Source organism: Crenalkalicoccus roseus (assembly GCF_004761865.1).
GTDB classification, from domain to species: domain Bacteria; phylum Pseudomonadota; class Alphaproteobacteria; order Acetobacterales; family Acetobacteraceae; genus Crenalkalicoccus; species Crenalkalicoccus roseus.
Map to the genome: position 1 here is coordinate 91,761 of NZ_SJDM01000002.1, position 18,617 is coordinate 110,377.

Here is an 18,617-nt window from a genome sequence, read left to right on the forward strand (position 1 = left end):
TCCCGGCCCGCCTCAGAAGGAGGGGAGGATCGGCATGTCCTCCACCTGGAAGCCGCCCTCCGGCACCCGCAGGAAATCCTCCGCCGGGCCGGTCGGCCGGTGGTCGTAGAGGTAGGAGGGCAGCCAGGTCGCAAGTTCGGGGAAGATGTAGAGCAGCGCCATGGCCAGGATGACGATGCCGACGAAGGGCAGGCAGCCGGCGAAGACCTGGCTCAGCCGCACCTGGGGCGGCGCCACGCCCTTCAGGTAGTAGGCGGCCATCGCCACGGGCGGGGTGAGAAAGCTGGTCTGTAGGTTGAGCGCCACCAGCACGCCGAAGAACACGGGGTCCACGTCGAAGGCCGGCAGCAGCGGCAGGAAGATCGGCACGAAGATCAGCACGATCTCCGACCACTCGAGCGGCCAGCCCAGCAGGAAGATGATGAACTGGGTGAGGATCAGGAACATCACCGGCGAGAGGTTGAGCTGCTCGACGAAGAGCTGCTCGACCACGTGGTGCCCGCCGAGGTAGCCGAACACCGAGGTGAAGATGTAGGCGCCGACGAACAGCCAGCACACCATCGCCGTGGTGCGGGCGGTGAGAAAGACGCTTTCCTTGAGCTTGTCGAGGGTGAGGGCGCGGTAGAGCAGGGCGAGGAGGATGGCGCCGAGCGCGCCCATCGCCGCCGCCTCGGAGGGCGTGGCGAGGCCGAACAGGATCGCCCCCAGCACCGCCATGATCAGCGCCGCGAGCGGGACGAAGGAGGTGAACAGCGCGCCCAGCACGGTGAGGAAGGGGACGTTGCGCTCCTCGGGCGGCAGGCGCGGCGCCATCGAGGGGCGCAGCACGGAGAGGCCGAGCACGTAGAGCATGTAGAGCATGGCCAGCCCCACCCCCGGCACGAAGGCCGCGGCGTAGAGCCGGACCACGGATTCGCCCGCCGTCGCGCCGTAGAGGATCAGCATGATCGAGGGCGGGATCAGGATGCCGAGGCAGCCGCCCGCGCAGGTGACGCCCGCGGCGAGCTTCGGGTCGTAGCCCGCGCGCAGCATGGCCGGGAAGGCGAGCAGCCCCATCAGCGTCACCACCGCGCCGACGATGCCGGTGGCGGTGGCGAACAGGGCGCAGGTGGCGAGGGTCGCGATCGCGAGCGAGCCGGGCAGCCCGCCCGAGGCGAGCTGCAGCGAGCGGAACAGCCGGTCGAGGATGTTCGCCCGCTCGATCACGTAGCCCATGAAGATGAACAGCGGCACGGAGATGAGCACGTCGTTCGCCATCACCGCGTAGGTGCGCTGCACGAACAGGTCGAAGACGCGCTCCTGCAGGCTGAGGTAGCCGAAGCCGAGGCCCATGGCCATCAGCGTGAAGGCCACGGGAAAGCCGAGCAGGATGACGAAGATGAAGCTGCCCAGCATCACCATGCCGAGGACGGGGTCGCTCACGGGTGCGCGTCTCCCTCGGCGCGCAGCATGGCGGCGCGCTTGATGGTGAGGACCTCCATCTCCTCGACGTCGGAGAGCTTGGGCGGCCAGTGGCCCTGCCGCAGGCAGATGACGCAGCGCGCCGTCTCCGCCGCGCCCTGCAGCAGCATCAGCACGCCGACCGCCGGGATCACGAATTTAAACGGCCAGATCAGCGGTCCCTCGGGGCTGAAGGCGGAGCGCTCGTTCTGGTGGAAGGAGATCTCGAAGAACTGCCAGCCGAACCAGACCAGGGCCAGCATGGCGGGGAAGAAGAACAGGATGTAAAGCGCGAGGTCGAGCGCCGCCTGCCGCCGCGGCGGCAGCAGGCGATACATGAAGTCCGCCCGCACATGGCCGTTGCGGGAGAGGGTGTAGGCGCCCGCGCACATGAACAGCGTGCCGTACAGCATGTAGGAGACGTCGAAAGCCCAGGTGGTCGGGGCGCGGAACAGGTAGCGGGCGAACACCTCGTAGCAGATCGCGCCGGTGAGCACGACGATCAGCCAGGCGAACAGCTTGCCGACCGCGGCGCTGATCCGGTCCACCGTCAGCAGCAGGGGCTGCAGGCGCATGCGGCGGCTTCCTCGGCCATGAGGCGGATGAGGTGGCCCGCCCCGGTCTTGCGGCCGGGGCGGACGGAAATCTGCGGTATGGGCGCGCTCAGCCCTGGCGCGCGAAGAAGTGGTTGAAGGCCAGCGCCGGGCTCGCCTGGAAGCGGAGGTAGAAGGCGTTGACGCGCCGGCACCACTCGCGCTGGCTGTCGCAGACCTTCTTGAAGAAGGGGTCGCTCTCCAGGTTGCGCACCACCTGGTCCCAGGCGCGGAGCTGGGCCTCCAGGATCGGGCGCGGGGTGATGTGCACCTGCACGCCCTGGCGCTGCACCATCTCCTGCAGGTCCTTCGGGTAGCGCTCCTGCTGCTTCCAGGACATGTCCGCCGAGGCGGCCTCGGCGGCATGGCGCATGATGGCGCGCAGCTCCTCCGGCAGGCTTTCGAATTTCGGCTTGTTGAACAGGATCTCGAAGGTCTCGGTGTTCTGGTGGTAGCTCTGGATCATGTAGTTCTTGGCCACGTCCGGGAAGCCGAGCACGCGGTCCGAGGACGGGTTGTTGAACTCCGCGCCGTCGATGACGCCGCGTTCCAGGGCGGGCACGATCTCGCCGCCGGGCAGGGCGGTGACCGCGGCGCCGAGCACGTTGAACAGGTCGGTGGCGAGGCCGACGGTGCGGTACTTGAGGCCGCGAAGCTGCTCGACATTCTCCACCCGGTTGCGGAACCAGCCGAGCGGCTGGGTCGGCATCGGGCCGGTCTGGAAGCCGACCACGTTCACCCGCAGGATATCGCTGATCAGCTCGTTGTAGAGCTGCTCTCCGCCGCCGTAGTAGAACCAGGCGAGATAGGAGTTCGCGTCGTAGAACCAGGCGGGCGGCGTGCCGAACAGGCTGAACGCCTTGTTCTTGCCGAACCAGTAGGCGGAGACGCCGTGGCCGCCGTCCAGCGTGCCGGCATGCACGGCGTCGAGGAGCTGGAAGGCGCCCACCACCGCGCCGGCGGGCAGCAGCTCCAGCCGCAGCCGGCCTCCGCCCATGCGGTTGACGCGGTTCACGTAGTCCTGGGCGAATTCGTGGAAGATGTCCCGCTGCGGCCAGGTGGACTGGAAGCGCAGGACGTTGGTCTGGGCCCGGCTCACATTCGGCGTGGCGAGCGCCGCAGCGCCGACCGCGCCGGCGGCAGCGGCCTTCATCAGCCCGCGGCGGCCAGCGGTTGAGTTCGTAACCGGCATCGGTGCCTCCCTGAATGCCGCGGCGGCGCTCCGCGCCGCCGGCAGCGTTCCCGTTGGTTGGCAAGATGTGTCAGAAAGGTCAAGTCCGCAACGAGGCCGCGACGGATTTTGCCGAGGCGACCTGCCTATTTCGTGACGAAGGCCTTCTCCAGCACGTAGGTGCCGGGGCTGCTGTTGGAGCCCTCGACGAAGCCCCGGGCCTCCAGCATCGCCCGCAGGTCGGCGTTCATCGCCTCCGAGCCGCAGAGCATCGCCCGGTCCCCCGAGGCGGGCGAGAGGGGGGGCAGGCCGAGATCGGCGAAGATCCGCCCGCTCTCGATCAGCGCCGTGATCCGACCCTGCACCGGGAAGGCCTGCCGGGTCACCGAGGGGTAGTAGAGCAGGCGGCCGCGCACCATCTCGCCGAGGAATTCGTGGTCGGGCAGGCCGCCGATCAGCTCGCGGTAGGCGAGTTCGGGCACCTCGCGGACGGTGTGCGCCAGCACCACCCGCTCGTAGCGCTCGTAGGTCTCGGGCTCGCGGATCAGGGACATGAAGGGGGCGAGGCCGGTGCCGGTGGCGAACAGCCACAGGGTGCGCCCGGGCAGCAGGTTCTCGAGCAGCAGCGTGCCTGTGGGCTTGCGGCCGATCAGCACCACGTCGCCGGGCCGGATGTGCTGCAGGCGCGAGGTGAGGGGGCCGTCCTGCACCTTGATGGAGAGGAACTCCAGCTCCTCCTCCCAGGGCGCGCTGACCATCGAGTAGGCGCGCACCAGCGGCTTGCCCCCGACCATCAGGCCGATCATCGCGAACTGCCCGGCGGTGAAGCGGAAGGCCGCGTCCCGCGTGCAGCGGAAGGAGAACAGCCGGTCGGTCCAGTGGTGCACCCAGGTCACTGCCTCGCCGAAGAAGGCGGGCGGGACGGCGGGCCTGGCGGCGGGCGTGAGGGCATCCATGGGGATCGCTACATGCTGCGCTGCGGCGGAAAGTGCAACACGCCCGTGCGCAACCCGGCCTTGCGCCTCGGCCGGGGCGGGGCAGGATGGCGGCGGCTCCAGAAGGACATGGCCCGATGCCCGACCTTCCCCTCGGCCCCGCCGTGGACCCCACCCCGCGGCCGCTTCCGGCGCGGATTCCCCACCGCGGGCGCGTGGTGGACCTCGAGCCGCTGCATGTGCGCCACGTACCGGAGCTGTGGCAGGCGGCGCAGGGCGCCGAGGAGTCCTGGGCCTATATGGGCTACGGACCCTTCGCCTCGGAGGCGGCGCTGCGCGCCCATGTGGGTGCCTTCGCCAGCCAGCACGACCCCATGGCCTGGGCGGTGCGCCCGCATCGCAGCGGCACCGCGGATGGTTGGCTGACGCTGATGGACATCCAGCCCGCCCATGCCGCGATCGAACTCGGCAACATCTGGTTCTCGCCGCGGCTGCAGCGCACCCGCGCGGCCACCGAGGCGATGTTCCTGCTGATGCGCCATGCCATGGATGACCTCGGCTACCGGCGCCTGCTGTGGAAATGCAACGCGCTCAACGCCCCCTCCCGGCGCGCCGCGGAGCGTCTCGGCTTCGTCCATGAGGGCACGCTGCGCGCCCACATGGTGGTGAAGGGGCGGCGGCGCGACACCGCCATGTTCTCGATCCTGGCCGAGGAATGGCCGGCGCGCCGCGCCGCCATCGAGGCTTGGCTCGACGATGCCAACTTCGCCCCCGACGGCACGGCGCGCCGCCCCCTGCGCGCCGGGGCGGGCTGAGCACCCGTTGCCTTTCCGGGCGGCGCCCCGCATCGTCTCCGGCGCGGCCCCGCGCCGCCGGCCCGTCATGGTCCAGAAGCCGAGGCCCGCGATGCCTGATAGCCCTCCCGACCCCGTCGGCGCCTTCGTCCCCGGGCCCCGCGCCGAGATCGCCGGCGCGCCGGACGGCCCGCTCGCCGGCCTCGGCTTCGCGGTCAAGGACCTCTACGACGTCGCCGGCTGGCCGACCACCTACGGCAATCCCGACTGGGAGCGGACGCATCCGGTGGCGGCGGCGACGGCGCCCTGCGTCGCCGCCCTGCTGGAGGCGGGGGCGTCGCTGCGCGGCAAGACCCGGACGGTGGAGCTGGCCTACGGGCTCACGGGCGAGAATGTGTGGCATGGCACGCCGCTGAACCCGGCCGCCCCGGACCGCTTCCCGGGCGGCTCCTCCTGCGGGTCGGCGGCGGCGGTGGCGGCGGGGCTCGTCGCGTTCGCCCTCGGCTCCGACACCGCCGGCTCGGTGCGCATCCCGGCGAGCTACTGCGGCGTGTTCGGCATCCGGCCGAGCTGGGGGGCGGTGAACCTGGCCGGCGCCTGCGCCCTCGGCCCGAGCTTCGACACCGCCGGGTGGTTCGCCGCCGATGCCGCCGTGCTCGCGCGGGTGGGCGAGGTGCTGCTGCCGGATCCCGCCCCGGCCTGCGCCGGCCCGCTCGGGCCGCTGCTGAAGGCGGAGGAGCCCTGGATCAACGCCGAGCCGGGCACCGCCCGCGCGCTCGGCCGCGGGATGGAAGCGGCGGAGGAACTGCTCGGCCGGGCGCTGCAGGTGACGCTGGCCCCCGAGGGGCTGGACCAGCTCTACGAGCATTTCCGCTGCGCCCAGGCGCAGGAGGTCTGGGCCACGCTCGGCAGCTGGATCGAGGCGACCCGGCCGCGCCTCGGCCCCGGGGTGCGGGAGCGGTTCGAGGCGGCGAAGGCGATGGAGCCGGCCCGCGCGGCCGCCGCGCGGGCCTTCCGCCGCCGCTTCCGCGCCCGCATGGAGGCGCTGCTCGCCGGCGGCGCCGTGCTGGCCTATCCCACCTCGCCGGTCCCGGCGCCGCGCCTCGGCATCCCGCTCGGGGAGCAGAATGCCATCCGCGAGCGGACGATCGGCGTCACCGCCATCGCCGGCTTCGCCGGCCTGCCCGAGGTGACGCTGCCGGTGGGGCGGGTGGAGGGCGCGCCGGTCGGGCTTTCGCTGGTCGCGGGGGCGGGGCGCGACCGGGCGCTGCTCGCGCTGGCCGCGCGGCTCGCCCGGGCGCTCGGGCTGCCGGGCTGAGGGGCGCCAGCGCGGCGGTGACTTGCCCGCGCACGGGGCGCGGGGATAGGCACGGAACCATGCTGATCCGCGACGCCGCGCCGGCGGACATCCCGGCGATCACCGCCATCTACGCCCATCACGTCCTGCACGGCACCGGCACCTTCGAGGAGGTGCCGCCCACCGAGGCGGAGATGGGGCAGCGCGTCGCCGAGGTGCAGGGCCAGGGCTGGGCCTGGCTGGTCGCCGAGGAGGGGGAGCAGATCCTCGGCTACGCCTATTTCCAGCAGTTCCGTCCCCGCTCCGCCTACCGCTTCTCCGGCGAGGACTCGGTCTATGTGCGCGACGACGTGCGCGGGCAGGGGGTGGGCAAGGCGCTGGTGGCGGCGCTGCTGCAGCGCGCCGAGGCGGCGGGGTTCCGGCAGATGTTCGCGGTGATCGGCGACGTGGAGAATGTCGGCTCGGTTGGCCTGCACCTCTCGCTCGGCTTCCGCCAGGTCGGGGTGCTGCGCTCGGCGGGGGTGAAATTCGGGCGCTGGGTGGATGTGGTGTTCATGCAGCGCCCGATCGGCCGCGGCGATTCCGACCTGCCGGGGTAGGGGCGCGCCGGGCGGGCGGCCCTACCGGTACAGCGCCTGCACCTCGGAGCGGTAGCGCTCCAGCACGGCGCGGCGCTTCACCTTCATCGTGGGGGTGAGCAGCCCGTTCTCCACCGAGAAGGGCGTGCCCACCACCCCCCAGCGGCGGATCCGCTCGACGCTGGACAGCCGCGCATTCACCCGCGCCACCGCCTCGCCCACCCTGCCTTCCATACCCTCGGCCGGAACCAGCAGGGCGACGATGGCCGGCTGCCCCTCCCCGGCGGCGACGGCCTGGGCGATCTCCGGCTCCGCCATCAGCAGCCCCTCGATCTTCGCCGGGCTGACCATGTCGCCGCCGAGCGTCTTGATGAAGTCGCGCTTGCGGTCGGTGATGATGATGCGGCCGTCCTCGATGCGGCCGACATCGCCGGTGTGCAGCCAGGGCGGCGCGCCGGGCGGGTCGCCCTCGGGGGTGCGGAGCGCCGCGGCCGTCGCCTCCGGGTTGTTCCAGTAGCCGTCCATCACCAGGTCGCCGCGCACCAGCAGCTCCCCGTCCGCGGCGATGCGCGCCTCCACGCCAGGCAGCGGCCGGCCGACGGTGTGGCGGCGGTTGTCCCAGGGCAGGTTGACGCTGACCACGGGCCCCGCCTCGCTCTGCCCGTAGCCCTGGATCACCGGCAGGCCGAGGGCGAGGAAGAAGCCCGAGAGGTCGGGGTCGAGCCGCGCCCCGCCCGAGACCATGGCGACGAGGTTGCCGCCGAAGCGCGCCCGCACCTTCTCCCGCACCAGCCGGTCGAGCACCGCGTCCTGCGCCCGCTCCCACAGCGACAGCGGCGGGCCGTCCAGCTTCCGCAGGCCGAGCGCCAGCGCCCGCTCGAACAGGCGCTTCTTCAGGCCGCCCTCCTTCTCCACCTGGGCCAGCATCCGGGTGCGCAGCACCTCGAACAGCCGCGGCACGGCGGTGACGATGGAGGGGCGCACCTGCTGGAATTCCTGTGCCAGCCGGTCGGCGCCGCGGGAATAGACCACCTCCACCCCGAGCGAGGGCAGGAGGAAGCAGCCCACCGTGTGCTCGTAGCTGTGCGAGAGCGGCAGGAAGGAGAGGTAGCAGGTGCCGTCGAGGTTCAGCCGCTCCAGCAGCACCTTGGCGAGGCCGTCGCGGTTGGCCAGCATGCTGCGGTGCGGCAGCATCACTCCTTTGGGGCTGCCGCCGGTGCCGGAGGTGTAGATCAGGCAGGCGAGCCGCCCCGGGGGGATCTGCTCCGCCTCCGCCATCAGCAGCGGCAGGTCGCCCGGCGTCTCCTCGAGCGCCTGCCAGGGCTCGGCACGGGTGCCGGGGGGCGGTTCGGGCGGTGCCTCCATGCAGACCAGGAGGTCGAGCCCCTGGGCCTTCGCCGCCCCGGCCAGCACGCGCTGCGCCAGCGCCGCGGTCGAGACGATGGCCGCCCGTGCGCCGCAGTCGCGCAGGATGTGCGCATGGTCGGCCGGGGTGTTGGTGACGTAGGTCGGCACCGTGACGGCGCCGATCGCCATGATGGCGCAGTCGGCGACGTTGAATTCGGGTCGGCTCTCGCTGACCAGCAGCACCCGGTCCCCGGGCGCGACGCCCTGGGCGCGCAGGCCGGCGGCGACATTCGCCACCCGCGCGGCGAACGCCGCCCAGGTGACGTGGCGCCAGCCGCCATCCTGCCAGTGCCGCAGCATCGGCCTGCCGGGGCGCTGCCGCGCCAGGTCCAGCAGCATCCAGGGCAGGCTGTTCCAGGGCGTGCTCACTCTCTGTCCCGTCTCCGACATGCCTCCCCCCGTGGTTCCCTTATCACGGGGCCCGCGTCCAGACCCCGTGGCGGCTTGGCCGCGTCCGCCGATCGCATATATGCAGACGGTGACCCGATTCGAATCCATTCCGCTCCCGCCCCGGCCGGCCGCGATCTCCGCAGCGCCAGGGGATCACCCGCCGGCCGGCAGGGCCGCCCCGTCTCCTCTCGATGCCGGCGGCGGCCGGGGAGGGGAGCTTCCCGTCTGGGACCTCTCCGACCTCTACCGCGCCCCGGACGACCCGGCGCTCGCCGCCGACCTCGACCGCGCCGAGGCCGATGCCAAGGCCTTCGCCGCGCGCCACGCCGGCACGCTCGCCGGCCTGCCGGGGGACGCGCTGGCCGAGGCGATCGCCGCCTATGAGCGGATCGAGGAGGTGCTGGGCCGGGCGATGAGCTACGCCCAGCTCGTCTTCGCCGCCGACGCCCAGGACCCGGAGAACGGGCGCTTCTACCAGACGCTGCAGGAGCGGGTGACGGCGATCTCCTCCCACCTGCTGTTCTTCACCCTGGAGCTGAACCGGCTGGAGGAGGCCGCGCTCGAGGCGAAGCTCGCCGCCAGCCCCGCGCTCGGGCGCTGGCGGCCCTGGCTGCGCGACCTGCGCGTGTTCCGCCCGCACCAGCTCTCGGATGAGCTGGAGAAGCTGCTGCACGAGAAGGAGGTGACCGGCCGCGCCGCCTGGAACCGCCTGTTCGACGAGACCATCGCCGGGATGACGGTGCGGGTGGGCGAGGAGGAGCTGACCGTCTCGGCGGCGCTGAACCGGCTCTCCGACCGCGACCGCGCGATGCGGGAGGCGGCGGCGCGCGGCATTTCCGAGGCCTTCGGCAGCCGGGTGCGGCTGTTCGCGCTGATCACCAACACCCTCGCCAAGGACAAGGAGATCATCGACACCTGGCGGCGCTACCCGCGCCCCACCAGCGCGCGCAACCGCGCCAACATGGTCGAGGACGAGGTGGTGGACGCGCTGGTCGCGGCGGTGACGGAAAGCTACCCGCGCCTCTCCCACCGCTACTACGCCATGAAGGCGGAATGGCTCGGCCTGCCGAAGCTGCGGCACTGGGACCGCAACGCCCCGCTGCCGGAGGAGGAGGACCGCCCGATACCGTGGAAGGAGGCGGTGGAGCGGGTGCTGGAGAGCTACCATGCCTTCAGCCCCAGGCTCGCCGAGATCGGCCGGCGCTTCTTCGATCGCCCCTGGGTGGACGCGGCGTTGCGCCCGGGCAAGGCCTCCGGCGCCTTCGCGCACCCGACCGTGCCCTCGGTCCACCCCTACCTGCTGCTGAACTACCACGGCAAGGCGCGGGACGTGATGACGCTCGCGCACGAGCTCGGCCACGGCGTGCACCAGGTGCTGGCGGGCGAGCAGGGCTACCTGCTCTCCTCGACGCCCCTGACCCTGGCCGAGACCGCCTCGGTGTTCGGGGAGATGCTGACCTTCCGCGCCCTGCTCGACGCCGAGGCCGATCCGCGCCGGCGCCGCGCCATGCTGGCCGCCAAGGTCGAGGACATGCTGAACACGGTGGTGCGGCAGATCGCCTTCTACCGGTTCGAGACGCTGCTGCACGACGAGCGGCGTGGGGGCGAGCTCAGCCACGAGCGCATCGGCGAGCTGTGGATGCAGGTGCAGGCCGAGAGCTTGGGCCCGGCCTTCGAGTTCACGCCGGATTACGGCGTGTACTGGGCCTACATCCCGCACTTCGTCCACTCGCCCTTCTACGTCTACGCCTATGCCTTCGGGGACTGCCTGGTGAACGCCCTCTACGGCGTCTACCGCGATGGCACGGTGCCCGAGTTCGAGCGCAAATATGTCGAGCTGCTGCGCGCGGGCGGCACGCTGCGCCACCGCGAACTGCTGGCGCCCTTCGGGCTCGACGCCTCCGACCCCGCCTTCTGGAAGCGCGGCCTCTCCGTGATCGAGGGATTCATCGACGAGATCGCGCGCCTGCCCGGCGGCGCCGAGGCCGGGCCATGAGCGGCAGCGGCGACGGCCACGAGAGCACGCTGTTCGGCGAGGTGCGGCGCATGGTCCGCACCTCGGGCGCGGTCGGCGGCATCGCCGCGCGGGTGGCCGGGCAGCGCTTCCTCGGCCTCAGGACCGACAAGGCGGCGCATGCCGAGGACCTGCGGCAGATCCTGGGCGGCCTCAAGGGGCCGCTGATGAAGGTGGCGCAGTTCCTGGCCACGGTGCCGGACGCGCTGCCCGAGGAATACGCCGCCCAGCTCGCCACGCTGCAGTCGAACGCCCCGCCCATGGGCTGGCCCTTCGTCCGCCGGCGCATGATGAGCGAGCTCGGCCCCGACTGGGAGCGGAAGTTCCGCGCCTTCGGGCGCGAGGCGGCGGCGGCGGCGAGCCTCGGTCAGGTGCACCGCGCCACCCTGCCGGACGGCACGGAGGTGGCGTGCAAGCTGCAGTATCCCGACATGCCGAGCGTGGTGGAGGCCGATCTCCGCCAGCTCCGCCTGGCGATGCAGCTCTACCGCCGCATGGACAGCTCGCTCGACAACGAGGAGGTGTACGAGGAGCTGCGCGACCGGCTGCGGGAGGAGCTCGACTACCTGCGCGAGGCGGCGCAGATGCGCCTCTACGGCATCATGCTGCGGGGCGTGCCCGGCGTGCAGGTGCCGCGGCCGATCGAAGGCTACTGCACGCGCCGCCTGCTGACCATGACCTGGCTGGACGGGCAGCCGATCCTGAGGTGGCTGGAGGGGAACCCGCCGCAGGAGCTGCGCAACGCCTGCGCCGAGGCGCTGTTCCGCGCCTGGTACGTGCCCTTCTACCGCTACGGCGTGATCCATGGCGACCCGCACCTCGGCAACTACCAGGTGCAGCCGGACCAGAGGGGCATCAACCTGCTCGACTTCGGCACCATCCGCGTCTTCGGGCCGCGCTTCGTCGCCGCGGTGATTCAGCTCTACGAGGCGGTGCGCGACGGGGACGAGGAGAAGGCGCGCCTGGCCTACGAGGCCTGGGGTTTCCGCAACCTCTCGCGCGAGACCCGCGCGGTGCTGTCGGAGTGGGCGCGCTTCCTCTACGAGCCGCTGATCCAGGACCGGGTGCGGCCGATCCAGGAATCGGACGATCCCGCCTATGGCCGCAAGGTGGCGGCGCGGGTGCATGAGGGGCTGAAGCGCACCGGGGGCGTGCGGGTGCCGCGGGAGTTCCCGCTGATGGACCGCGCCGCGATCGGGCTTGGCAGCGTCTTCCTGAGGCTCCGGGCGCAGCTCAACTGGCACCGGCTGTTCGCCGAGCTGATCGCGGACTTCTCCGAGCAGGCCCTGGCGGAGCGGCAGGCGGCGGCGCTGCGCGAGGCAGGGGTGCCGACGCCCGGCTGAAGGCGGGGCCTCCCGCCCGCGGGAAGCGCGGCCCCGCTCCACGGAAGGCCGGGTCGCCGCCGCGGGCGCGGCCGGACGGGGGCGGCCTCACGCGGCCACGGGGCTGGCGTCGGCGGCCCTGGCGCCCGTCATCGCCGCATAGGCCTCGATCGGCTGCGGGCGGCCGATCAGGTAGCCCTGCACCTCGTCGCAATTCTCCTGTCGCAGCTCCCTGAGCTGCGCCGGGGTCTCCACGCCCTCGGCCACCACCGGCAGCCGCATTCCCCGGCCAAGGCCGAGCACGGCGCGCACGATGGCGCGCGCCTGCTCGTCGCCGCCGAGGCCGCGGACGAAGCTGCGATCCACCTTGATCTTGTCGAAGGGGAAGGTGCGCAGCGTGCCGAGCGAGGAGTAGCCGGTGCCGAAATCGTCGAGCGCCACCCGCACCCCGAGCGCCTTCACCCCCCGCAGCGTCTCGAGCGCCCGCTCGACCTCGCTGACGAACAGGCTTTCCGTCACCTCGATCTCGAGCCGCTCCGGCGCGAGGCCGGTCTCTCCCAGGGTGCGGGCGAGCAGCCTGCAGAAATCGGCGTGCTGGATCTGGATCGGGGAGACGTTGACGGCGACGCGCAGCGGCCTCGGCCAGCGCGCCGCCTCGCGGCAGGCTTCCGCCAGCGCCCATTCGCCGAGCCGGAGGATGCCGCCCGAGGCCTCGGCGATGGGGATGAAGACGTCGGGCGGCACCTGGCCGTGGCGCGGATGGTGCCAGCGCAGCAGCGCCTCGAAGCCGATCACCTCGCCGGTCTCGGCGGCGGCGACCGGCTGGTAGTGCAGCGCGAGCTCGCCCCGCGCCGGCGCCAGGCGGATGTCCTGCTCCAGCGCGCGGCGCAGCCGCAGGTCCTGGTCCATCTCCGGCTGGAAGAAGGCGTGCCCGTCCCGCCCGGCGCTCTTCACGCGGTAGAGGGCGGTATCCGCCGCCCGCAGCAGCGCCTCCGCGTCCTGCGCGTCGGCGGGATGGAGCGCGATGCCGATGGAGACCGAGACGGAGGCGATCGCGCCCTCGCCGAGGTCGAAGGGAAGGGCGAGGCTCCGCACCAGGCGCTCGGCCAGCGCCGCCGCAGCGCCCGGGCCGGCCGCCGGGGCCATGAGGATGGCGAACTCGTCGCCGCCGAGCCGGGCCACCATGTCGCTCTCCCGCACCTCGGCGCGGAGGCGCTGCGCCGCCTCGCGCAGCAGCCGGTCCCCGGCGCCGTGGCCGTACAGGTCGTTCACCGGCTTGAACCGGTCGAGGTCGAGGTAGAGCACGGCGAAGCCCGGCCCGCCGCGGCGGGCGCCGGCCAGCGCCTCCTCCATTCGCTCGACCAGGCGCGCGCGGTTGGGCAGGCCGGTCAGCGGGTCGTGATGGGCGAGGTGGCGGATGCGGGCTTCGGCCGCGATCCGCTCCCTGAGGTCGCGCAGGGCGATGACCAGGCGCGGGCCGGCGCCGGTTTCGATCGGACGGGCGAGGACCTCGACCGGGGTCCTGCCGCCGAGCGTCGCCGTCAGCGAGCCCTGGCGGGCGGCCAGGGCGGCGACCGGTGCCGGCCCCGCCGCGGCGTCGGCGGCCAGCAGGTCGTCGAGCCGGCGGCCGAGCAGCGCCGGCCTCGCCTCGCCGAGCAGCTCGCCGAGACGGGCGTTGGCATCCACGATCGTGCCCTCGGCGTCGCAGAGGGCGAGCGCCTCGAAGGTGGCGTCGGCCAAGCCGCGGAGCCGCTCGGCCTCGGCCGCCCGCCGCCTGCGGCCGAGCCACGTCTGGATCAGGGCGGCCGCCACCCCCGTGCCGAGCCAGGCCAGGGTGAGCACGGCGACCAGCGCGGCCAGCCAGGGGCGGGGCAGCACCGTGGCGGGAACGGGCACCGCCGGGTCCGGCACCACCAGGACCGCCCCCATGCCGATGAAGTGGAGCCCGGCGACGGCGGCGACGAGGAGGGAGGCCGCCGGAAGCGCGGAACCCTCCGGCCGCAGCCGGGCGAGGCCGCCCGCCATCAGCGCGATGCCGACGGCGCCCGAGCCGAGCACGAGATCGGGGGACCATTCGAGGTGCCCCGGCAGCCGCACCGCCGCCATGCCGAGATAGTGCATGGCGACGATGGAGGCGCCGGCCACCGCCCCGCCCAGGGCGCGGCCCCCCGCACCCTCGGCGCGCAGCCAGAGGAGCAGCCCCGCCGCCGCCCCGGCCACCGCGAGCGCCGCCGAGCCCAGGGTGATGGCGGGATCGTAGGCGGTGGGCAGCCCCGGCTCATAGGCCAGCATGGCGACGAAATGCGTGGACCAGGCGCCGCCGCCGAGGCAGGCGGCGGCGAGGAGCAGGGTCCAGGCCCGGTGGCGTTCCCGCCCGGCGCGCGCGTGCTGGGCGGCCATGGCGGCGGCCCCGGCGGCGCCGGCCAGGATCAGGACCGCCAGCGCGACCAGGGCAAGGTCATGGTCCCCCCCGAGGCAGGCAAGGACTCGCAACATGCTGCACGCTCCGATCGGTCTCGGATCGCCGTAATATCATTTCGGTTGCCATTTCCTTAAGCCGGGGCGGCGCGGCTGTCGCCTTGCGGCCGCAGCGGCCATCGCGCATGTTGCGGGGCCGAGGGGGGTAGCCCGCATGCGACTTGCTGTGCTGAAGGAGCGGCGACCGGCCGAGACCCGGGTTGCGGCCACGCCGGAGACGGTGAGGAAGCTCGCCGGTCTCGGCCTGTCCGTCGTGGTCGAGGCCGGAGCCGGGGAGCGGGCCGGCATTCCCGACGCGGCCTTCCGGGAGGCGGGGGCCGAGATCGCGCCGGATTTCGCCGCCGCCCTCGCCGGGGCCGGAATCGTGCTGAAGATCCGCGCGCCGCTCGCCGCGGGGGAGGGGGAGGCGGACGAGCTCGCCGCCATCCCGCGCGGCGCCCTGCTGATCGGCGAGCTCCGTGCCGACGAGGCGGCGGCGCGCGCCTATGCCGAGCGGGGCATCGACGCCTGCGCCATGGAATTGCTGCCGCGCATCACCCGCGCGCAGTCCATGGACATCCTCTCCTCCCAGGCCAACCTCGCCGGCTACCGCGCGGTGATCGAGGCGGCGGCGGCCTACGACAAGGTCTTCCCGATGCTGATGACGGCGGCGGGCACGGTGCCGGCCGCCAACGTCTTCGTCATGGGCGCGGGCGTGGCCGGGCTGCAGGCGATCGCCACCGCGCGCCGCCTCGGCGGGCGGGTGTCCGCCACCGATGTCCGCCCCGCGGCCAAGGAGGAGATCAAGTCCCTCGGCGCCGCCTTCGTCGGCTACGAGGACGAGGAGAGCCGCGCGGCGCAGACCGCCGGCGGCTACGCCAAGGCGATGAGCCCGGAATTCCTCCGCAGGCAGGCCGAGGTGGTGGCCGGGCACATCGCCAAGCAGGACATCGTGGTCTGCACCGCCCTCGTCCAGGGCCGCAAGGCGCCGACGCTGGTCACCGAGGAGATGGTGGCGAGCATGAAGCCCGGCAGCGTCATCGTGGACATCGCCGCGGATGCGGGGGGGAATTGCGCGCTGACCAGGCCGGGAGAGGCGATCACCACCGGGAACGGCGTGCGCATCCTCGGCCATTCGAACTGGCCCGGCCGGGTGCCGGCGGCGGCGAGCAGCCTGTTCGCGCGCAACCTGCTGACCTTCCTCAGTACCTTCTGGGACAAGGAGGCCCGCGCGCCGAAGCTGCCCGAAGGCGACGAGATCGTGAAGGGCGTGCTGCTCACCCGCGGCGGCGCCGTGATCCACCCGAGCTTCGCGCCGGCCCGGGCGGCCTAGAAGGGAGCCTTCCATGAACCCGAGCGAACTGGCCGCCCAGGCCGAGGCAACCGCGCGCCGCGCGCTGGAACTGGCCGAGCAGGCGCGCCTCGCCGCCGAGGCCGCCGCCCTGCAGGCCGCGCCGGTGGCCGCCGCGGCCGAGCCCTTCCTGTTCCTGCTGACGATCTTCCTGCTCGCCTGCTTCGTCGGCTACTACGTGGTGTGGAACGTCACCCCGGCGCTGCACTCCCCGCTGATGGGCGTGACCAACGCCATCTCCTCCGTCATCGTGGTCGGCGCCATCATGGCGACCGGCCTCGCCTACAGCGGCGTCGCCACCGCCTTCGGCTTCCTCGCCGCGCTGCTCGCCTCGGTGAACATCTTCGGCGGCTTCATCGTCACGCGACGGATGCTGGCCATGTTCCGCTCCAAGAAGGGCTGAGCCAATGGCGACCACGCTCACCACCCTCGCCTACCTCGTCGCCTCGGTCCTGTTTATCCTCGCGCTGCGCGGCCTCTCCCACCCCGAGACCAGCCGGCAGGGCAATGTCTACGGCATGATCGGCATGGGGATCGCCGTGGTGGCGACCCTGCTCAAGCCGGGCATGTCGGCAGGCGGCATCGCGCTGATCCTGCTGGCGGTGGCGATCGGCGGCTCGATCGGCACCTACATCGCCACCCGCATCCAGATGACGGCGCTGCCCCAGCTGGTCGCCGCCTTCCACTCCCTGGTCGGCATGGCGGCGGTGTTCGTGGCGGCGGCCGCCTTCTACGCGCCGGAGAGCTTCGGCATCGGCGTGCGCGGCAACATCAAGGCGAGCTCGCTGGTGGAGATGTCCCTCGGGCTCGCCATCGGCGCCATCACCTTCTCCGGCTCGGTGATCGCCTTCGCCAAGCTCGACGGACGGATGTCCGGCGCGCCGATCCTCTTCGGCGGGCAGCACTGGCTGAACCTCGGGCTCGGCATCCTGCTGCTGGTGCTGATCATCGCCTTCGTCGGCACCGGCAACGGGGCGCTGTTCTGGATCATCGCCATCCTCGCCTTCGCGCTCGGCTTCCTGCTCATCATCCCGATCGGCGGGGCGGACATGCCGGTGGTGGTGTCCATGCTGAACAGCTATTCGGGCTGGGCGGCGGCGGGCATCGGCTTCACCATCGGCAACCTGCTGCTGATCATCACCGGCGCCCTGGTCGGCGCGGCGGGCGCGATCCTGTCCTACATCATGTGCAAGGGCATGAACCGCAGCATCATCAACGTGCTGCTGGGCGGCTTCGGCACGGACAGCGGCGCCGCCGCGGCGGCGGGCGCGGGCGACCGCGGCCCGGTGAAGGCCGGCAGTCCGGAGGATGCCGCCTTCATCATGAAGAACGCCTCCAAGATCATCGTCGTGCCGGGCTACGGCATGGCGGTGGCGCAGGCCCAGCAGGTGCTGCGGGAGATGGCGGACCTCCTCAAGAAGGAGGGGGTGGAGGTCAAGTACGCCATCCATCCCGTGGCCGGGCGCATGCCGGGGCACATGAACGTGCTGCTCGCCGAGGCCAACGTGCCCTATGACGAGGTGTTCGAGCTGGAGGAGATCAACCCCGAATTCGCCGATGCCGACGTCGCCTACGTGATCGGCGCCAACGACGTGACCAACCCCGCGGCCAAGACCGACCCGGCCTCGCCCATCTACGGCATGCCGATCCTGGACGTGGAGCGGGCGAAGACGGTGTTCTTCGTCAAGCGCGGCATGGCCTCGGGCTATGCCGGGGTGGAGAACGAGCTGTTCTTCCGCCCCAACACCATGATGCTCTTCGGCGACGCCAAGAAGGTGACGCAGGAGATCGTCCAGGCGCTGCAGAAGTAGTGCCGGGCGGACTGCCGATGCCGGCGAAGAGGGCCCCGCGGCGCCGCGGCGGGGGCGGGTGATGCTGCGCGGCCTCTATGACTGGACGATGCGCCTGGCCGCCCACCGGCGGGCACCCTGGGCGCTCGGCGGCGTCTCCTTCGTCGAGAGCTCCGTCTTCCCGGTGCCGCCCGACGTGCTGCTGATCCCCATGGTGCTGGCGGAGCGGGCGAAGGCCTGGTTCTACGCGGCGCTGTGCACCCTCACCTCGGTGCTCGGGGGGCTGGCGGGCTACCTGATCGGGCTGTTCCTGTTCGATACGGTGGGCAGGCCGATCCTGGAACTCTACGGCTACACCGCGCAGTTCGAGGAATTCGCCGGGCGCTACAACGAATGGGGCGCCTGGATCGTGCTGATGGCGGGAATCACGCCCTTCCCCTACAAGGTCATCACCATCGCCTCGGGCATGACGCGGCTTGACCTCGCCGTGTTCCTGCTGGCGAGTCTCGTCGCGCGCGGCGCCCGCTTCTTCCTGGTCGCCGCGCTGCTCTATGCCTTCGGCCCGCCGATCCGCGACTTCATCGAGCGGCGGCTCGGCCTCGTCACCGCGCTCGGCTTCGTCCTGCTGATCGGCGGCTTCCTCGCCGTCCGCCTGCTGCGGTAGGGGGCCTCAGCGCCGGCGGGACGCCGCCACGGGGGGCGGCGCCGGCGGGCCGATCACCGGCCGCCACGGGCGCTCGGCCAGCGGCGGGGGCATGTCGGCGGCCGCCTCGCGCCAGAGCAGGCGCAGGACGAGGCCGCAGCCGAGGGCGAGGGTCAGCCCGCCCAGGAACAGCACCTCGCCGGGGAGGGTGGCGACCAGCAGCGCGGCCGGCAGCGCAATGGCGCCCGGCAGCAGCCAGGAGGCAAGCCTGGCGCGCATCAGGGTGGCAAGATAGGTGTCGTTCATCCCGGCCTCGTTTTCGTTCTGTTGGCGCCCGGCCCGGGCGCCCGGCCAGTATACGCGCGGGCATCCGGGCAGCCGCCGGCGATCCAGCGTTGGTGATCGCGGGGCTTGCCACCCGCCCCGCGCTTTCCG

16 protein-coding genes are annotated in these 18,617 nt (G+C 72.5%); 9 read left to right on the plus strand and 7 right to left on the minus strand.

Annotated features, from left to right (window positions below; genetic code table 11):
- Positions 1-12: 12 nt before the first annotated feature.
- The 4 genes from ET526_RS02555 to ET526_RS02570 all read right to left on the minus strand — a co-directional run bounded on the left by ET526_RS02555 (position 13) and on the right by ET526_RS02570 (position 4,160).
- A complete protein-coding gene (locus ET526_RS02555) occupies positions 13-1,422 on the minus strand; it encodes a TRAP transporter large permease (protein ID WP_192898645.1) in 1,410 nt (469 codons plus the stop codon).
- On the minus strand, positions 1,419-2,015 hold the full coding sequence (locus ET526_RS02560) for a TRAP transporter small permease subunit (RefSeq protein ID WP_240048223.1): 597 nt from the start codon (positions 2,013-2,015) through the stop codon (positions 1,419-1,421). Before ET526_RS02560 ends, ET526_RS02555 begins: the two co-directional genes overlap by 4 nt.
- An 88-nt stretch (positions 2,016-2,103) precedes the next feature.
- Positions 2,104-3,225 (minus strand): TRAP transporter substrate-binding protein, encoded by a 1,122-nt coding sequence (locus ET526_RS02565; RefSeq protein ID WP_135466099.1) that lies wholly within the window; start codon positions 3,223-3,225, stop codon positions 2,104-2,106.
- A 125-nt stretch (positions 3,226-3,350) separates the two neighbouring features.
- A complete protein-coding gene (locus ET526_RS02570; protein WP_135466100.1) occupies positions 3,351-4,160 on the minus strand; it encodes a ferredoxin--NADP reductase in 810 nt (269 codons plus the stop codon).
- 116 nt (positions 4,161-4,276) lie between these two features.
- Between ET526_RS02570 and ET526_RS02575 the strand changes: the two genes are divergently transcribed.
- The 3 genes from ET526_RS02575 to ET526_RS02585 all read left to right on the plus strand — a co-directional run bounded on the left by ET526_RS02575 (position 4,277) and on the right by ET526_RS02585 (position 6,829).
- Positions 4,277-4,954, plus strand: coding sequence for a GNAT family N-acetyltransferase (locus tag ET526_RS02575; protein WP_135466101.1), 678 nt, complete (start codon positions 4,277-4,279; stop codon positions 4,952-4,954).
- Positions 4,955-5,045: 91 nt separating this feature from the next.
- A complete protein-coding gene (locus ET526_RS02580; protein WP_135466102.1) occupies positions 5,046-6,251 on the plus strand; it encodes an amidase in 1,206 nt (401 codons plus the stop codon).
- A 59-nt stretch (positions 6,252-6,310) separates the two neighbouring features.
- Positions 6,311-6,829 (plus strand): GNAT family N-acetyltransferase, encoded by a 519-nt coding sequence (locus ET526_RS02585; RefSeq protein ID WP_135466103.1) that lies wholly within the window; start codon positions 6,311-6,313, stop codon positions 6,827-6,829.
- 21 nt (positions 6,830-6,850) lie between these two features.
- On the opposite strand, the gene ET526_RS02590 is transcribed toward ET526_RS02585, so the two are convergent.
- Complete coding sequence (locus ET526_RS02590) at positions 6,851-8,584, minus strand: AMP-dependent synthetase/ligase (RefSeq protein WP_240048224.1); 1,734 nt, start codon at positions 8,582-8,584, stop codon at positions 6,851-6,853.
- A gap of 100 nt (positions 8,585-8,684) precedes the next feature.
- Here ET526_RS02590 and ET526_RS02595 point away from each other — a divergent pair, with 100 nt between their 5' ends.
- Together ET526_RS02595 and ET526_RS02600 are read left to right on the plus strand one after the other, a co-directional pair.
- A complete protein-coding gene (locus ET526_RS02595) occupies positions 8,685-10,601 on the plus strand; it encodes a M3 family oligoendopeptidase (protein WP_135466105.1) in 1,917 nt (638 codons plus the stop codon).
- Entirely contained in the window at positions 10,598-11,962 is a 1,365-nt protein-coding gene (locus tag ET526_RS02600; RefSeq protein WP_135466106.1) for an ABC1 kinase family protein, read from the plus strand. Before ET526_RS02595 ends, ET526_RS02600 begins: the two co-directional genes overlap by 4 nt.
- An 87-nt stretch (positions 11,963-12,049) precedes the next feature.
- Here ET526_RS02600 and ET526_RS02605 read toward each other — a convergent pair whose 3' ends face one another.
- Complete coding sequence (locus ET526_RS02605) at positions 12,050-14,437, minus strand: bifunctional diguanylate cyclase/phosphodiesterase (RefSeq protein ID WP_135466107.1); 2,388 nt, start codon at positions 14,435-14,437, stop codon at positions 12,050-12,052.
- A 136-nt stretch (positions 14,438-14,573) separates the two neighbouring features.
- On the opposite strand from ET526_RS02605, the gene ET526_RS02610 reads away from it, so the two are divergent.
- The 4 genes from ET526_RS02610 to ET526_RS02625 all read left to right on the plus strand — a co-directional run bounded on the left by ET526_RS02610 (position 14,574) and on the right by ET526_RS02625 (position 18,203).
- A complete protein-coding gene (locus ET526_RS02610) occupies positions 14,574-15,731 on the plus strand; it encodes a Re/Si-specific NAD(P)(+) transhydrogenase subunit alpha (RefSeq protein ID WP_135466108.1) in 1,158 nt (385 codons plus the stop codon).
- 13 nt (positions 15,732-15,744) lie between these two features.
- Positions 15,745-16,152, plus strand: a complete 408-nt coding sequence (locus tag ET526_RS02615) for an NAD(P) transhydrogenase subunit alpha (protein WP_135466109.1) — start codon at positions 15,745-15,747, stop codon at positions 16,150-16,152.
- A gap of 4 nt (positions 16,153-16,156) precedes the next feature.
- Positions 16,157-17,560: an NAD(P)(+) transhydrogenase (Re/Si-specific) subunit beta gene (locus tag ET526_RS02620; protein ID WP_135466110.1), complete on the plus strand. Its 1,404-nt coding sequence runs from the start codon at positions 16,157-16,159 to the stop codon at positions 17,558-17,560.
- 61 nt (positions 17,561-17,621) lie between these two features.
- The gene (locus ET526_RS02625) at positions 17,622-18,203 is read left to right on the plus strand and encodes a YqaA family protein (RefSeq protein WP_135466111.1); all 582 of its coding nucleotides are present in this window, start codon (positions 17,622-17,624) and stop codon (positions 18,201-18,203) included.
- Positions 18,204-18,209: 6 nt separating this feature from the next.
- Here ET526_RS02625 and ET526_RS02630 read toward each other — a convergent pair whose 3' ends face one another.
- Positions 18,210-18,488, minus strand: coding sequence for a hypothetical protein (locus tag ET526_RS02630; RefSeq protein WP_135466112.1), 279 nt, complete (start codon positions 18,486-18,488; stop codon positions 18,210-18,212).
- Positions 18,489-18,617 lie beyond the last annotated feature (129 nt).